The sequence below is a fragment of the Pantoea sp. X-Soil-OKNW-713 genome, from assembly GCF_059730685.1.
Map to the genome: position 1 here is coordinate 35,489 of NZ_AP035997.1, position 15,725 is coordinate 51,213.

A 15,725-nucleotide genomic window follows, 5' to 3' on the forward strand; every position below is an offset into this window, starting at 1 on the left:
GAACGAAGATCATAGGCCTTATTTTATATTTGGCCGCGAGCGTGACGATTGGTGGAAAAATGGCAGCACAGGGCTTACTGCTTTGCAGTGAAGGCACATTCCGTAGCGGCGCGATTTATCGCGCGAATTGCAGGCCCGCGCGATAAATCGCACCGCTACGAATGAATGCCAACACGCTGACTTCAGACAACCATTACAGCACGCGGCTACCTTTTTAAATCAGAGAATCGAGAACGGATATTCAACAAATACACGTACTTCATTACCACCGACATTATAATCAGCAGCGTCTGAGGAAACGCGCAGTGAAGAGAAGCGCAGCTTCACTTTCAGGTCTTTAGCGGCGCCATCAGGCACCTTGTACTGCACCTGATTAAAGAATTCATGTTCGTGCCCATTATCGGTGGCCGAGGTTTTGATATTGTCACCACGGACATAAGCAACGTCATAGCTCAGACCGTTAATGCCGACACCACTCAGGTCGATCGAGTAAGCAACCTGCCACGAACGCTCGTCCTCGCCATTAAAGTCAGACCAGTAAGAGTTCGCCAGCCAGATGGTGCTGCCGCCATCACCGACGCCGCCCTGATTGCGGTAGCCGCCATAATGGTAACCAGTGCTGCCGCTGCTTTGCTGATAAGCCACCTTGAAGGTATGAATATCAAAGGTATAGCTTGCCGCCAGACTCCAGATGGTATTGCTGCGGCCAGTGTCGAGTTGATTGGCGTATTCCTGGTTCAGGCGCGAGTTATAGCCGTTGAAGTCGAGGCCAAAGGATTGATTGTCTGCCAGCGGCGTTTTGTAATTCAGGCCAAGGTATTGCTTATTAATCACGTCTTCGACATTGGAAGCGTAAAAGGCACCGCTCAATTGATCGGTAAACTGATAACTGGCACCGGCAAAACTCAGCGATTTCAGGCCGGTATCATGGCTGTCGTCGCTTTTCTGTTGTTCATCGGTAAAGTAACCGGCGGTGACGTTTAATCCTGCCACTTCCTGCGAGTTCAGCATAAAACCGGTATAGGTTTCATCCAGCAGACGCGAGTCATCTGCTGTCAGGATCGGCAGCATCGGGCGCTGAGTACCGTAGCTGAGCACGGTATTGGAAAAGCGCATTTTGGCGGTGGCGCCAAATTTCGCCAGATCAGATTTGGCTTTGCCATCGTTATCCTGAGCAAAGAAATCGATACCACCTGCGCCGCTACGGCCGCGACCGCCATCCAGTCTGACAGCATATTGCGCCAGACCATCAACGCCAAAACCTACCGGTCCCTGAGTAAACCCGGAAGAAAAGTTGGCAATGATGCCTTGTCCCCACTCACGACGAGTGCGAACACCTTCGTCTTTATAATCCCTGTTGATATACGCATTGCGTAAAAGTACATCAAGATGACTGTCTTCAAGGAAGCCGTTTGATTCCTGAGCCGCAGCGGCCATTCCAGAGAGGCCAATTAATGATGCCACCAGTGAAAGTTTGAATATCTTTTTCACGTTATGTCTGCCTTATAAATTCGATATTATTTTGTTAATGCTGAAAGTGCGCGCGGGATATTAACATTTTACGCTTCGTGAAAATGGGCTCATTTTTATCGATTTATGCGGTTTTATTACGGTCAAATAATGACGGGGTGTGACGATATTATTCGCGAGTATTGATGCCTGCTGCCGAATATAAAGAGAACAGGCATACCTGAAGGGGCAATCAGGGGTTATCAGTGGCGATCAGACTTGACCAGCAGGTCTGAGGTAAGCACCACCAGGCCATTGGCTGTCGGTACGGTGTTGACCAGTGCTCGCGCCACTGCCCGTGCCGACACCGGGCGGTAAGCGCCGGGCAGGAGGGGGGCGAAGAGTCTGGCAATCGGGCTGGCAATCATTTCACCCAGTCGCCGCGGTTGTTGCAGATGCGCCCGCGAACCGAGCAGCAGCGAGGGTTGGGCAATCACCAGCGCGGTGAAATCCATCGCTTTCAGCGCATCCTCCAGTTCTCCTTTCACCCGGTTATAGAAAATAGCGGATTTTGCATTGGCAGCGGCAGCGCTGACCAATCCTACCCGCCGTGCGCTTGCCGCTCTGGCGACCGCCAGATTGGCCTCGAAGTCGACAGCACGAAACGCGGCCTGGCTGCCAGCGACTTTAATGGTGGTACCCAGCGCCAGATAGACTTCATCCGTCGGTGGCAGCGCAGGTAACTGGCTAAAATCCACAACATGGACCTCAAGTTTTGGGTGTTGAAGGGGTAATGGCCGACGGCTGAGAGCATGCACTGCCGAGACGGTCGGGTCGGCCAGCAGGGCCTCAAGGATCAATCCCCCCACCAGGCCGGTGGCACCGGCCAGTAGTACTGTTCTTGTGGACATGGCGCAATGCTCCTTTAGCCGCGAAACTGTTCAAGTTCTTCATAATTAATAGTCAATTTCCGGTCATCCCGGAAGGCGTTCAGCAGGTAATCAACGACAACCTTAACGCGTGGAGCAATCAAGGCGCGATGGGGATATTGAATCACCATCTCGTAATTGCCGGGGTCATGCTGACCATAAAGTACGATTTTGAGCTTGCCGGATTGTAAGTGGTCGAAGGCGTTGTGAACCCCGACCTGAGCAATGCCGTAATCCAGTAACGCAGCATCGACCAGGGCTTCGGGGGCGGAAACCGTCAGGATGTTCCCTTCCGGCTCCAGAACTGAGTAGCTGCCGTCCTGGTTCCTGAATCCCCACGGTGAAACCCGTCCCCCGAGGAAGCGGCGGGTGATCAATCTGTGGTTGCTTAACGCTTGTGGATTGACAGGGATGCCATAACGATCGAGATAGGCGGGCGAGGCGACCAGAACCATGTTCATACGGCAGACTGAACGAGAAACCAGTGAAGAATCAACGATTCGGCCGCCCCTGACCGCCAGGTCGTAACCCTCTTTGATGATATCCGTCACTCTGTCATCAAAGTCCATTTCTACCGTCAACGCGGGGTATTGCTCGGTCATACCTGGCAGCACGGGCAGAATGTGGATGCGGCCAAAAGCGGAACTGGTTGAAATCCTGACGTGCCCGCTGATTTGCGCCTTCTGTGCCACCAGCGTATCAACTGCTCCCTCAAGTGCGTTCAGGGCAATGCGCGCCTGATGAATAAACGCGTTGCCTTCTTCAGTCAGCGTCAGGCGGCGCGTTGTCCTGTTAAGCAGGCGCACCCCAAGCGCCTGCTCCAGACCGGCAATATTTTTACTCACAGCGGCAGTGCTGATCCCAAGCTGCCGGGCACAGGCAGCAAAACTTCCCTTATCCACCGTTTCCACAAAGGTGAGGATGGCACGGACATGGCGTGAAATCTCCAACCTACTCTCCCATAATGCGATTAATAACCTTAAGTTAACTCAAGTTCAACCACGGGTGTAGTTCAGGTTAATAATATTATTTTTTATACTTCCCCACGTCGTACCGCCTTCCCGTGAATATGCTTGCTATCTGGAGAGTTCCTATGAAACCCGCCTTCATTATTTTTACTTTCACCGTGACCGATCCTGAAGGAATGAAACCCTATCTGGCAAAGGTGGCAGAAACACTGAAAACCTTTAATGCACAACTCCTGGTACAGGGTGCGGAAAGTTTCTGTCTGGAAGGAACCGCACCAGAAGGGAAAACGGTGATTTTGCGCTTTGCCGACCTTGAAACCGCCAAAGCCTGGTATTACTCGCCAGCCTATCAGGCAATTCTTCCTTATCGCCTGACGTCAGCCATTACCCATAGCTGGATTGTTGAAGGTGTGTAATTTCACTCTCAGAAAATGCGTTAATTAATTCAGACTGCAAGAGATACCCAATGAAAACATTAATTATCGTTTCACATCCGTATAAACAACGCTCTCATGTGATTAAAGCACTTGAGCATACCGCTGAAGCACAACCCAATGTCGTGGTACGTAACTTAGACGATATTTACGGTGATGATGTCACCGCTTTCGATATTTTACTGGAGCAATCTTTCTATGCCGATGCTGAACGAGTGGTGTTTATTTTCCCCATTCACTGGTTCAATCTCACGCCAATGCTTAAGGCTTATTTAAATGAGGTCTGGACCTATGGCTGGGCATTTGGTCCGGAAGGCAATGCGCTAAAAAATAAGCAATTGTTGGTTGTTGCTTCGGCCGGTGCCAGTGAATTTACTTATTCTCATGCCGGTTTGATTAACAGCACTTTCGCAGAAGTGATGACGCCGATGAAAGCGACAGCGCTGTATTGTGGTATGCACTACCAATCGCCTCTTTCCTTCTATGGTGTGGCGGGTGCAGGTCCCGATAAAATTGCGGAATACCAGGATGTGTTAGCGCAGAAATTGCGTGCCTGATGCAAAAAGGGCCGGATCTGTATTCCGGCCCCGTCACATCGCGTTAAGCAGGCAAACGTGTTCGGCTGATCATCCACCAAATCAGTGACATCAGCATCGCCATCGCCGCAATCAATTTCAGCCCGGTAACCAGGTTCTCATCACCAGCGTAGCTAATCAGCAGGCCAAAGACCGCCACCCCCGTTACGCCACCCATCTGCCGCGCGCAGGAGAAGAGTGCTGAGGCAGATCCGGCTTCCTCATTGGATGCCTGAGAAAAGATCAGGTTTGCTACCCCAGGCATCGCCAGGGAGGTTCCGGCCCCCAGCAACATCATCGGCAGGAACAATTGCCAGGCGCTCCAGTCCGGCTTTATGAATAACAGCAGCGCGAAACCGACACAGCTCACCAGACTGCCCAGGCAGGACAGCCAGCGGAGGCGAAAACGTCTGCCGAGCTTACTACTGCTGAAATTCACCACGGCGGTAAACAGCATCATCGGCAAAAATGCCAGACCGGTCTGCAACGCGGTCAGCTTCAGCTCGCTCTGGAAAAAGATACTGAAAATGAACACGGCACCGTAAAACACCATGTTGCACACAAAGCCGATGATCACGCTGCTGACGATCAGTTTATTGCGTAGCACGGATGGCATCACCACCGGATCGGCGGATCGCTTCTCGTGCAGCACAAATCCCACCAACGCGAGCAGCCCGACCAGCAAAGCGGATAAGGTGATCGGGCTTCGCCAGCCGAAACGGGCGGATTCTGTCAGGGCAAAGGTCAACAGGCCGAGAGCGAGTACAATCAATACCTGACTGGAGAGATGAATTTTCCGCTGAAAACGCGGGCTGACAGGGGCAAATCGTAACGTGAAGTACACGCTCACCAGGCCGACAGGCACGTTGATGAGGAAAATACTATTCCACCCCAACAACTTAATCAGCAAGCCACCGACAACCGGGCCTGCGGCCAGCGCGAAGCTGCCAGATGCAGCCCACATGGCAATCGCCCCGGCGCGTGCGTGAGCATCTGAAAAATATTGGCGCAGCAAGGTTAGTGAGCTGGGAACCAGCAGCGCAGCGCCCACTCCCTGAACGCCACGGGCGGTATCCAGCCAATATATGCTGGGTGCAAAGGCGCAACTGAGTGAAGCGCCGATGAAAATCAAAATCCCGGCGATAAAAACGTTTCTGACCCCAAAGCGATCGCCCAGGGTGCCAGCCCCCAACAGCAACGCAGCAAACAGCAGGGAATAGGCATTCATCACCCATTCCAGATCGCTGATTCCGGCATCGAAATGATGGCGGAGCACCTCCAGGCCAACGTTAACGATACTGACATCCAACTGGACCAGAACAAAACCCAGACATACGGCGGCGGTGAATAACCGGTCCCGGCCTGTTTTATTTATAAGCATGATAATTCCACAGATAACCGGGCCAACATCGGTTGGCCCCTGAGCGATGATGAAACAGAGAAAACACCACCTGAAAAACCCGGTCAGGTCAGCGTTGGGGGAGGATGTTAGCGCGCGGTGATGGGATTATTAATAATCAGAAATCCACATTTGTTTGGTGAAAGTCTCATTCCTGCTTATCAGATGCAGCATGTTTATCCCTGAAGGAGGACAGTCGATACAGCGGTCCATCGCGCGATGCAGCCCGATGCGCGGAAGGCGAGACACCGTAAACCCGCCGGAAGACGGTGCTGAAGGTGCTTTCAGCGGCATAGCCCAGGCGAAACGCCAGATGCTTGATCGGTTCGGTGCTAAGTCGGAGGGCTTTGCTGGCGAGCTGCATTCTCCAGTGGGTGACATAATTCAGGGGCGATGTTCCGGTCGTTTCAGTGAAACGACGGGCAAAACCGGCACGCGACAGGCCGGCAATCGCAGCCAGCTCCATCAGTTGCCAGCTTTTGGCCGGTTCCGCATGAATTGCCGTTACCGCCCGCATGATCCGTGCGTCCTGCAAGGCGCCGATCCAGCCATGCAACTGTGCCTCCTCAGAAAATAACCAACTACGAAACCCTTCTATCATCACCAGATGCATCAAATGGTTGCCCGCCAGCGCCGAACCGGGACGATTTGACTGGCTTTCATCATGCAGCCTGGTCATCAGCCAGTTAAGTGTGGAGGAGGACTCAGAAGTGGAATGCAGAGGAATCACCACCGGCAAAACGTTGAGAAGTTGTTCAGCGGAAACCGGATCAATCTCCATTTTTCCCGCCAGCAACAGGCTGTCTTCACCGCCATAATCGGCCAGGCCATTTTTTCTCACATAAGGCACGCTTTCTGATGAGACAGGCAGCAGTGCCGGGTCGGAGGCCATGATAAAAGGTGCGGATCGCGTAATAATGACCCCGTCACCCGGCGACAACGCTCGCCAGTGGTTCTCTGCCTCCAGACGAAACCAAATTTTTCCCTGCCGGACCGCCATAAATTTCATGCCGGAAAAGCCAGGGTAACGCATCGACCAACAGGGGCCGGTGGTCTGCCCGGTGGTCACATAACTTTGTGCCGACAGCAGTTGAAGCACATCAGACAGCAGGTCCATAAGACTTTCACCAAAAAAGAGTCCCATTAGATTAGCAAAAGACTCATCAGCAAGCGCCTGGCTATTGATGATTTTATTTCATAACACCATTGGTTTTTAACGGCTTAATTTCACGATGGATGTTTGCTAAAAAGGCCGATTATCCAGCCAATTTCCGTTATGAACAGAAGGAGAACGCGTGACCAAACTGGCACCCTCAGTGGGGATGTCCCAAAGCCTGACCCTGTTATTCTCCATTGCTGGCGGTATGGCGGTGGGCAACCTGTATTGGGTACAGCCGCTGCTGCACGACATCGGTGATGCCTTCCATATCTTGCCGGGCCATGCGGGTTTGTTGGTGACGCTGACCCAGATTGGCTATGCCGTGGGTGTGATGCTGATTGTCCCCCTTGGCGATAGTCACAATCGCCGCCGCCTGATCCCGGCGATGATGGCGGTTTCCGCGCTTGCGCTGCTCGCCAGTGCGCTTTCTCCCTCCTTTGCTTTCCTGCTTGTCTCGCTGTTTTTGGTGGGTCTTACCACGGTGACGGGGCAACTGCTGATTCCACTGGCAGGTGACCTGGCGGCAGACAACCAGCGGGGCAGGATCGTCGGGACGGTGGTTTCAGGGGTGTTGACTGGCATTCTTGCGTCACGCACCGTCAGTGGGCTGGTGGCCGATGCATTTGGCTGGCGGGCTATTTATCTCTTTGCTGCGGTGATGACGCTGGTGTTGGCCGCGATCTTATGGCGTGCTCTGCCCGGTGATCGGCCACGTCAGGCGGGTTCATACCTGCAACTGTTGAGCTCCGTGGTGACGGTGGTGCGGCAGCATCCCACCGTGCAGGTGACACTGCTATTAGGTGCCCTCGGTTTTTCGGTTTTTACTCTGTTCTGGACCGGACTGACGTTTTTACTCAGCGCGTCCCCGTTTGGATTTAGCGCCAGCCAGATTGGTCTGGTCGGCCTTGTGGGACTGGCCGGTGCGCTGGCAGCACGACGAGCCGGGCGCTTGCACGATCGGGGATGGTCGGTCGGTGCGACAGGGGCTGCGCTACTGCTGGTGATGGTTTCACTGGTCATCGCGGAGGCCGGTGCAACATCCATCATCGCGATTCTGGTGGCGGTGTTATTGCTGGATGTGGCGATTCAGGCGATCAACGTACTTAATCAAACCCGGTTGTTCGCGGTGGACGCACAGGCCCGCAGTCGTCTGAATACGGCTTTTGTGGTCAGCAACTTTATCGGTGGGGCGATCGGTTCCGCGCTTGCCGGTACATTGTGGCAACTGGGTGGCTGGTCAGGCATCACCACCGGGGAGATGATGCTGACCGCCTGCGCGCTGCTGATCTGGCTGGCACAACGCAGGCGGCTCAGGGGATTAAGTTAGGGCAGGGCGATGTTAGATTAACGCTGCGTTTTCTCCAGTACCCGGCAGGTGATCACCGCACCTGCGGCGCACAGCAGGGCGGGGACAAAATAGTCATGGTTCATATGGGTAAACTCCATCACCAGCGTTACGGCGGTCAGCGGCATTTGCATCGAGGCGGCGAGGAAGGCGGCGCCGCCCACCAGCGCAAAGCTGCCGATGTCGCCACCGGGGAACATCAGTTGCCAGAGTGCGCAGAGCAGCAGGCTGAGCAATCCACCGACCGTCAGACCAGGGGTCAGTAACCCGCCTTCGGCACCACCGCGTAACACCGCCAGAATCACCACCATTTTCAAACCTAGTAACCACGCCGCATGGTGAAAATTGATGCTGTCGCTCAGCGCCAGTTGCATGGGGCCTTTGCCGTTACCCGGTAGTTCCGGGAACCAGAGGCTGAGAACGGCCAGCAGGGAAAATGCCAGCAAACAGAATACGGGCATCTGCCAGTTGTCTTTCACCCCGGCGCGGGCGGCACCGGTGGTTTTACGGAACAACCACGCACCAGCTCCCAACACCGGGCCAGCAACAATCGCCCACGCCAGAAATGACGGAGACAGGACACCAGAGGCAAAGTGATATTGTGATTCATTGCCCAAACCCAGCGTGGCGGTCCAGGCAGCGATGGCCGAAGTGATGATCGCCGCCAGCGTTTTCTCCCAACTGAATGACAGCAACAACACTTCGAGGGTAAACAGCGCACCAGCCAGCGGCACGTTATAGACGGCAGCCAGACCGGCACCGGCACCACAGGCAATCAGCGTGCGCGCCTCATCAGCCGCTAATCCGAGGCGACGGGCCATAAAGCCGCCTGCCAGCGCCCCCATTTCACGCGGGGCAACTTCGCGCCCCAGCGGCGATCCCAAGGCAACGGTGACAATTTGCAGCAGTGCGTGCAGGGTGGTGGTGCCTGGCGGCATCGGTGTGGCGTTGGATGAAACGGCGGCTTTGATAGAAACCCGTTTGCGTCCATAGCGTCCCAGTAACCACCAGCCACAACCCGCCACCAGGCCGCCGGTGATAATCGCGGCCAGACGCCGCAAGTGATCGGCATCGGTCACGCCCTGGAGAAAGGATTCGGGACTGATGATGCGGTCCATGCTGTAACCAAATGCGAGATGCTGAATGCTGTGCAAGATCATGGCGAGAAGCATCCCCGCCAGACCGGCGAGGAATCCGGTCATCACCACAGCGACCAGACGTATTAGCGGCTTCGTTTCGCCAACAGGATGAGTCATTACCTGGCGTCCTTGAAGAATTGAAGACGCAAAGATAACAGGAACTTAGTAAATATTTCGTCTATCAAGACCAATCTGCCAGCGCGCAGACACGTCTGAAGGGGGGATGCTCAGGGATCGAGAGATTCAGGGATGCTGATTTTTTTGAGTTTTATCATGAATCGATCGCCCTCTTTTTTAATCTTTGCTCCCCGCTCACACCAGTAATCAGAGAGGGCAAAAAAGTCATCGCTGCTGATATCAAAATCAATGATGACTTCTTTATGTTCACCGCTCAGCAGCTTGTCGTTAACGTCACGAATTGAGATCGCTTTTACGCTTTTCATCTCGTTCCCCGGATTTTAGAAAACAGATCGTAGCGGCGCGAGTTATCGCGCCGCTACGAGTACGTGCAAACACTACGCTTTTTTTAGCACAGTTTTTTGGCCGCTTCGGAAAATTCGGAGTAAACCACGCGAAATGTTAAGCGCCGCGGCAGCTTAACGGCTGAGCGTAACGGTTACTTTTGGTACTGTTCGTCGGTGACTTTTTCCATCCAGTCAACCGGGCTGCCATTCAGGGATTCGGCAATCGCGATATGCGTCATGGCATTGTCAGGTGTAGCGCCATGCCAGTGCTTCACCCCTTCCGGGATAAAGACGATGTCACCCTGATTCATTACCACCGTTTCTTCACCTTCACACTGAATCCAGCCCTGGCCGTGGGTGATGATCAGCGTTTGTCCCAACGGATGGGTATGCCAGGCGGTACGCGCACCCGGTTCGAAAGTGACCGTCGCGCCACCGACACGCGCTGACTCCGTACCGCTGAAGGGGGCATCGATCCTCACCGTACCGGTGAAATACTCTTCCGGGCCTTTACGTGATGGAACGGAGCCGTTAGCGATAATTTTCAACATGTGATGTTCCTCTTTTGTCGTTCACGAGTGATGCAATCACTCTAGCAAAGGCGGTGTTAAGTGATTAGATAGCGTAATGCGATTAAACCTATGAGCATTGCTCATGAGTTCCGCCCAGCCAGAAATACTGACTGGGCGGGACGATCACACGAGGATGTCCTCTTCGTCCTCATCGTCGCGGGGCTTGCCGCCAAAGCGGTTACGCACCACCACAAAGAACACCGGGACAAAATAGATAGCCAGCAGGGTTGCCGCCACCATCCCGCCGATTACCCCGGTGCCGACGGCATTCTGTGCACCGGAACCGGCACCAGAACTCAGTGCCAGCGGCAGTACACCGAGAATAAACGCCAGCGATGTCATCAGAATCGGACGCAGGCGCATACGGGCCGCTTCCAGCGTGGCTTCCACCACGCCTTTACCTTCTTTCTCGATCTGGTCTTTGGCGAATTCAACGATCAGGATGGCGTTCTTCGCCGACAGACCGATGGTGGTTAACAGGCCAACCACGAAGTAAACATCGTTATTCAGCCCACGCAGCATGGTAGCGACCAGCGCACCAAACACGCCAAGCGGCACCACCAGCATCACCGAGAACGGAATCGACCAGCTCTCGTACAGCGCCGCCAGGCACAGGAACACCACAATCAATGACAGGGCGTACAGCGCCGGTGCCTGTTCGCCGGTCATGCGTTCCTGGTACGACATGCCCGTCCAGTCAAAGCCGACACCAGGTGGCAGTTGTTTCGCCAGTTGTTCCATCAGCGCCATCGCTTCGCCCGAACTTTTACCCGGTGCCGGTTGACCGAGAATTTCCAGGGAAGACAGGCCGTTATAACGTTCCAGACGCGGTGAGCCGTAAACCCACTCGGCTGTCGAGAAGCTGGCAAACGGCACCATCTTGCCGTTGCTGGCGCGCACGTACCAGTTATCCATATCTTTTGGCATCATGCGATACGGCGCGTCGCTCATCACGTAGACCTTTTTCACCCTGCCGTGGTCAATGAAGTCGTTAACATAACTGCCGCCCCAGGCGCTGCTCAGGGTGGTATTGATGTCGGACAGATCGACGCCCAGTGCGGTGGCTTTCTCCTGGTCAATGTTGACTTTGTACTGCGGGCTGTCTTCCATGCCGTTCGGACGCACGGCCACCAGCGTATCGGGATGCTGGCGTGCCAGATCCAGCAGCTGGTTACGTGCGGCCACCAGTTTGTCATGCCCCAGACTGCCCTGGTCAATCAACTCAAAGTCAAAACCGGTCGCGTTACCCAGAGCAATGATCGGCGGCAGGTTAAAGGCCACCACATTGGCATCCATGATTTTGCTGAACGCTTTAGCGGCACGGCTGACAATCCCGTCAACTTTGTTCTCTTCACCCGGACGCTGTGACCAGTCCTTCAGGCCGATAAAGGCGATTCCCACGTTCTGGCCCCGTCCGGCAAAGCCGAAGCCGTTGACCGTGAGCACGTTCTCAACGTTGCTTTTCTCGTTGTTCAGGTAGTAATCATTGACCTGATCCAGCACTGCCTGGGTACGTTCCTGGGTAGCACCGGCCGGCAGGATGGCCTGGGTGGCGAGCACCCCCTGATCTTCCGACGGCAGGAACGAGGTGGGCAGGCGCATAAACAGCACCGCCATCCCGGCGACCAGCACACCGTAAATCACCAGATAGCGCCCGCTCTTGTTCAGCATACGCGCCACAGAACCGGTGTAATGATGTGCACTTTGCTCAAACTTGCGGTTAAACCAGCCGAACAGCCCGCGATGTTGCCCGTGGCTACCGGGTTTAACCGGCTTCAGGATGGTGACACACAGCGCCGGAGTGAGGATCAACGCCACCAGCACCGAGAGCGCCATCGCGGAAACAATGGTGATGGAGAACTGGCGATAGATTACCCCGGTACTGCCGCCAAAGAACGCCATCGGCACAAACACCGCCGACAACACCAGCGCAATGCCGACCAGCGCTCCCTGAATTTGCCCCATCGATTTACGCGTGGCGGCCTTCGGTTTCAGGCCCTCCTCAGCCATCACGCGCTCGACGTTCTCCACCACCACGATGGCGTCATCCACCAGCAAACCGATCGCCAGCACCATGCCGAACATGGTCAGGGTGTTAATCGAGTAACCGAAGGCAGCGAGGATGCCAAAGGTACCCAGCAGCACCACCGGTACGGCAATGGTCGGGATCAGCGTGGCGCGGAAACTCTGCAAAAACAGGTACATCACCAGGAACACCAGCACGATGGCTTCAAACAGCGTTTTCACTACCTCGTGGATCGAGATACTGATAAACGGCGTGGTGTCGTAGGGATAGACCACCTTCAGTCCCTGCGGGAAGTAAGGTTTTAATTCATTAATTTTCGCGCGGATGGCATTGGCGGTATCCAGCGCGTTAGCGCCTGCCGCCAGTTGAATACCCAATGCTGACGCCGGTTTGCCATTTATTTTAACCACAAAGTTATAGTTCTCACCGCCGCGCTCGATCCGCGCCACATCATGCAGACGCACCTGCGAGCCGTCGCTGTTCACTTTCAGCAGGATGTTGCCAAACTCTTCCGGCGAGGTGAGTCGGGTCTGGGCAATGATCGAGGCGTTAAGCTGCTGACCTTTTACCGGCGGCGCGCCACCGAGTTGACCGGCGGCAATCTGCGCATTCTGGGTTTCGATCATGCTCATCACATCCACCGGCGTCAGCTGGTAGTTGTTCAGCTTGTTGGGGTCGAGCCAGATACGCATCGCGTACTGCGAACCAAACAGCGTGGTATCCCCCACGCCGTTGATACGGCTGATGGGATCTTTCAGGTTAGCCGCCACGTAATCGGCAATATCTTCCATGCTCATGCGGCCGGTTTCATCGACGAAACCGGGCACCAGGAAGAACACGCTGGAGGATTTGCGCACGGTGATGCCCTGCTGCTGCACTTCCTGCGGCAGCAGGGGGGTGGCGAGCTGCAACTTGTTCTGCACCTGCACCTGAGCGATATCCGGGTCAGTGCCGTTCTCAAACGACAGCGTCAGCTGAAGCGTGCCGGATGAATCGCTGGTGGAGGACATATACATCAGGCCATCCAGCCCGCTCATGTTCTGCTCAATCACCTGGGTCACGGTGTTCTGCAACGTGGTGGCATCCGCACCCGGATAGGTGGCACGGATTTGCACTGAGGTGGGTGCAACGTCCGGGTATTGCTCCACTGGCAGTTTCAGGATTGAAATTCCCCCGGCCAGCATGATGATAATTGCCAGCACCCAGGCAAAGATCGGGCGGTCAATAAAGAATCTGGACATCAGTCGGCGGTTCCTGTGGGCGAAGGGGCGGTGAGAGGTTTAACGGTCATACCGGGTTGGGCACGTTGAATGCCGGAGACAATCACGCGTTCGCCGGATTGCAGACCGCCAGTCACGCGCCATTTGTCACCTGCGGTCTGCGAGACGCTGATGGTGCGCACTTCTACCTTGTTAGCGCTGTCAACCACCAGCGCGGTGGCGTCACCGCGCGGCGTACGGGTCACCGCCTGCTGTGGGATCAGCAATGCATTGGGATCGGTGCCTTCATCCAGGCGGGCACGGACAAACATACCGGGCAGCAACGCGTGATCCGGGTTGGGGACAATAGCGCGCAGGGTGATGGAGCCGGTAGTTTGGTCAACGGTGACATCAGAAAATGCCAGCGTGCCGCTATGGGGATAGACAGATCCATCGCCAAGGATCACGCTGACCACCGCTTTACCGGCATTCTGATGCAAACGACCGGAGGCCAGTTCCTGTTGCAGACGCAGGAAATCCTGGCTCGACTGGGTGACATCGACGTACAGCGGGTCCAGTTGTTGCACAGTAGCCAGCGCATCGCTTTGCGCATCCTGTACCAGCGCACCTTCAGTCACCGATGAACGCCCGATGCGGCCACTGATCGGCGAGGTAATGGTGCTCCAGGCGAGGTTGATACGGGCGGTTTCCAGTGCGGCATTAGCTGCATCCACGGCGGCACGCGTCTGGGCGGCGGTGGCCTGTGCCTGGTCATAATCCTGACGGCTGATGTAATTTGTCCCGGTCAGCGAGCGATAGCGATTCAGGGTCACCTGTGCCATGCGCGCGTTGGCTTCCGCTTCATTCACGGCTGCCCTGGCATTGTTGTAGCTGGCGCGGAAAGGGGCAGGATCGATCTGGTACAGCGTCTGACCGGCCACCACATCGCTGCCCTCGGTGAAGGCGCGTTTTAAAATTATGCCTGACACCTGTGGGCGAACTTCTGCTACACGGAATGCCGAGGTACGTCCGGGGAGTTCTGTGGACACGGGCAGTGACTGGATAGCCAGAGTCTGGACCTGCACCTCGGGTGCGCTCTGCACTTCGGCAGCTTTTCCGGCTGAATCATCACATCCTGTTAAATTTAAAATGACGAACGCGCATAGCAAAGCCAGAGGCTTAAGTGCCACGTTATGGGGCATTGTTATTTTCTCCCGGAAACCGGTAATGACGATGAGTTAAACCAGAAAATTTAAATGATGTGTTTGTAAACGCCGCCAGGTTGCGGGTGGCACATGGTATTTTCTGGCAAAAGAGCGGGTAAATGACTGCTGGGAGTCGTAACCATATTTAACGGAAATATCAATGACTGTTTCACGGCTTTGAATCAAATCAAGCGCGGCCATTTCCAGCTTTTTATCACGAATATAATTTCCCAGGCTGATATTCATAATGCGCTGAAACATTCTTTGTAAGTGCCATTTTGAATAGCCGGATCGCTGAGCAACGTCTTCTATCTTAAGAGGGCGGCGAATATTTTCGTCAATCCACGCAATTAAGTCATGGATGATAACTTCGTGTCGATCCATTTCTTTTGCACCTTATTAATAAAATTAAGGTTAGAGATGAAGGAAGACGAAATAAAGCACAAGCGAAACGGGCAGTGAACACACCAACAAAGAGTATGCACAGCAGGGCTAAGGAAATCGGGCAGTGAGCTTGTTCAGGGATATTTCGTCTTTAGAAGGGGTGGTTATTTATAAATCTCCGCCACACCATAAAGTTTATTTTCACCACCGGCGGCGATGATTTTCATCGAGGTGGCACCTTCCGCCTCGGCTTTGTCAGCAAGTTTGTTGGTCAGGCCATCAAGCGAATAAGCACCAGACGCAGAAACAACACCGACTTTTTGTTTGCCAGCGGCATCATTGATGACATCGACGGCAAAGGCGCTTTGAACCGCAAAGACGCTGGCCAGAGCAAAGGCGGAAGCAATTAACGTTTTCATGGAAACCTCACATAATCATAAAGGGAATAACGAACTACGGAATAATAGTATCATTACAA

At 54.5% G+C, this 15,725-nt stretch carries 15 protein-coding genes; 3 read left to right on the top strand and 12 right to left on the bottom strand.

The genetic code is table 11. The annotated features are described in order from the left end of the window. Positions 1-219 precede the first annotated feature (219 nt). From AC6I8R_RS23810 to AC6I8R_RS23820, 3 genes are all read right to left on the bottom strand, one after another. A complete protein-coding gene (locus AC6I8R_RS23810) occupies positions 220-1,437 on the bottom strand; it encodes an OprD family outer membrane porin (RefSeq protein ID WP_235056546.1) in 1,218 nt (405 codons plus the stop codon). A gap of 275 nt (positions 1,438-1,712) precedes the next feature. Then, positions 1,713-2,360, bottom strand: a complete 648-nt coding sequence (locus AC6I8R_RS23815) for a Rossmann-fold NAD(P)-binding domain-containing protein (RefSeq protein WP_415174232.1) — start codon at positions 2,358-2,360, stop codon at positions 1,713-1,715. A 14-nt stretch (positions 2,361-2,374) separates the two neighbouring features. Then, complete coding sequence (locus AC6I8R_RS23820) at positions 2,375-3,328, bottom strand: LysR family transcriptional regulator (RefSeq protein ID WP_415174233.1); 954 nt, start codon at positions 3,326-3,328, stop codon at positions 2,375-2,377. A gap of 143 nt (positions 3,329-3,471) precedes the next feature. Between AC6I8R_RS23820 and AC6I8R_RS23825 the strand changes: the two genes are divergently transcribed. Continuing rightward, positions 3,472-3,762: a DUF1330 domain-containing protein gene (locus AC6I8R_RS23825; protein ID WP_021182273.1), complete on the top strand. Its 291-nt coding sequence runs from the start codon at positions 3,472-3,474 to the stop codon at positions 3,760-3,762. Positions 3,763-3,812: 50 nt separating this feature from the next. Then, complete coding sequence (locus AC6I8R_RS23830) at positions 3,813-4,337, top strand: NAD(P)H-dependent oxidoreductase (protein ID WP_415174234.1); 525 nt, start codon at positions 3,813-3,815, stop codon at positions 4,335-4,337. 43 nt (positions 4,338-4,380) lie between these two features. Here AC6I8R_RS23830 and AC6I8R_RS23835 read toward each other — a convergent pair whose 3' ends face one another. Next, positions 4,381-5,736: an MFS transporter gene (locus AC6I8R_RS23835; protein ID WP_497833077.1), complete on the bottom strand. Its 1,356-nt coding sequence runs from the start codon at positions 5,734-5,736 to the stop codon at positions 4,381-4,383. A 166-nt stretch (positions 5,737-5,902) separates the two neighbouring features. Continuing rightward, positions 5,903-6,871, bottom strand: coding sequence for an AraC family transcriptional regulator (locus AC6I8R_RS23840; RefSeq protein ID WP_021182276.1), 969 nt, complete (start codon positions 6,869-6,871; stop codon positions 5,903-5,905). A gap of 178 nt (positions 6,872-7,049) precedes the next feature. Here AC6I8R_RS23840 and AC6I8R_RS23845 point away from each other — a divergent pair, with 178 nt between their 5' ends. Further along, on the top strand, positions 7,050-8,240 hold the full coding sequence (locus tag AC6I8R_RS23845; protein WP_415174236.1) for an MFS transporter: 1,191 nt from the start codon (positions 7,050-7,052) through the stop codon (positions 8,238-8,240). 17 nt (positions 8,241-8,257) lie between these two features. Here AC6I8R_RS23845 and AC6I8R_RS23850 read toward each other — a convergent pair whose 3' ends face one another. The 7 genes from AC6I8R_RS23850 to AC6I8R_RS23880 form a co-directional block, all read right to left on the bottom strand. Next, positions 8,258-9,514 carry a chloride channel protein gene (locus AC6I8R_RS23850; protein WP_021182278.1) on the bottom strand — a complete coding sequence of 419 codons (1,257 nt, stop codon included), beginning with the start codon at positions 9,512-9,514 and terminating at the stop codon, positions 8,258-8,260. A 110-nt stretch (positions 9,515-9,624) separates the two neighbouring features. After that, a complete protein-coding gene (locus tag AC6I8R_RS23855; RefSeq protein WP_021182279.1) occupies positions 9,625-9,840 on the bottom strand; it encodes a hypothetical protein in 216 nt (71 codons plus the stop codon). 173 nt (positions 9,841-10,013) lie between these two features. Continuing rightward, entirely contained in the window at positions 10,014-10,412 is a 399-nt protein-coding gene (locus tag AC6I8R_RS23860) for a (R)-mandelonitrile lyase (RefSeq protein WP_415174238.1), read from the bottom strand. A gap of 144 nt (positions 10,413-10,556) precedes the next feature. Beyond that, on the bottom strand, positions 10,557-13,700 hold the full coding sequence (locus AC6I8R_RS23865; RefSeq protein WP_497833078.1) for an efflux RND transporter permease subunit: 3,144 nt from the start codon (positions 13,698-13,700) through the stop codon (positions 10,557-10,559). Continuing rightward, complete coding sequence (locus AC6I8R_RS23870) at positions 13,700-14,860, bottom strand: efflux RND transporter periplasmic adaptor subunit (protein ID WP_497833079.1); 1,161 nt, start codon at positions 14,858-14,860, stop codon at positions 13,700-13,702. Before AC6I8R_RS23870 ends, AC6I8R_RS23865 begins: the two co-directional genes overlap by 1 nt. A gap of 36 nt (positions 14,861-14,896) precedes the next feature. Next, on the bottom strand, positions 14,897-15,247 hold the full coding sequence (locus tag AC6I8R_RS23875) for a helix-turn-helix domain-containing protein (protein WP_208727225.1): 351 nt from the start codon (positions 15,245-15,247) through the stop codon (positions 14,897-14,899). Between the two features lie 164 nt (positions 15,248-15,411). Further along, positions 15,412-15,666 (bottom strand): YdgH/BhsA/McbA-like domain containing protein, encoded by a 255-nt coding sequence (locus AC6I8R_RS23880; RefSeq protein WP_208727227.1) that lies wholly within the window; start codon positions 15,664-15,666, stop codon positions 15,412-15,414. Between the last annotated feature and the right edge of the window lie 59 nt (positions 15,667-15,725).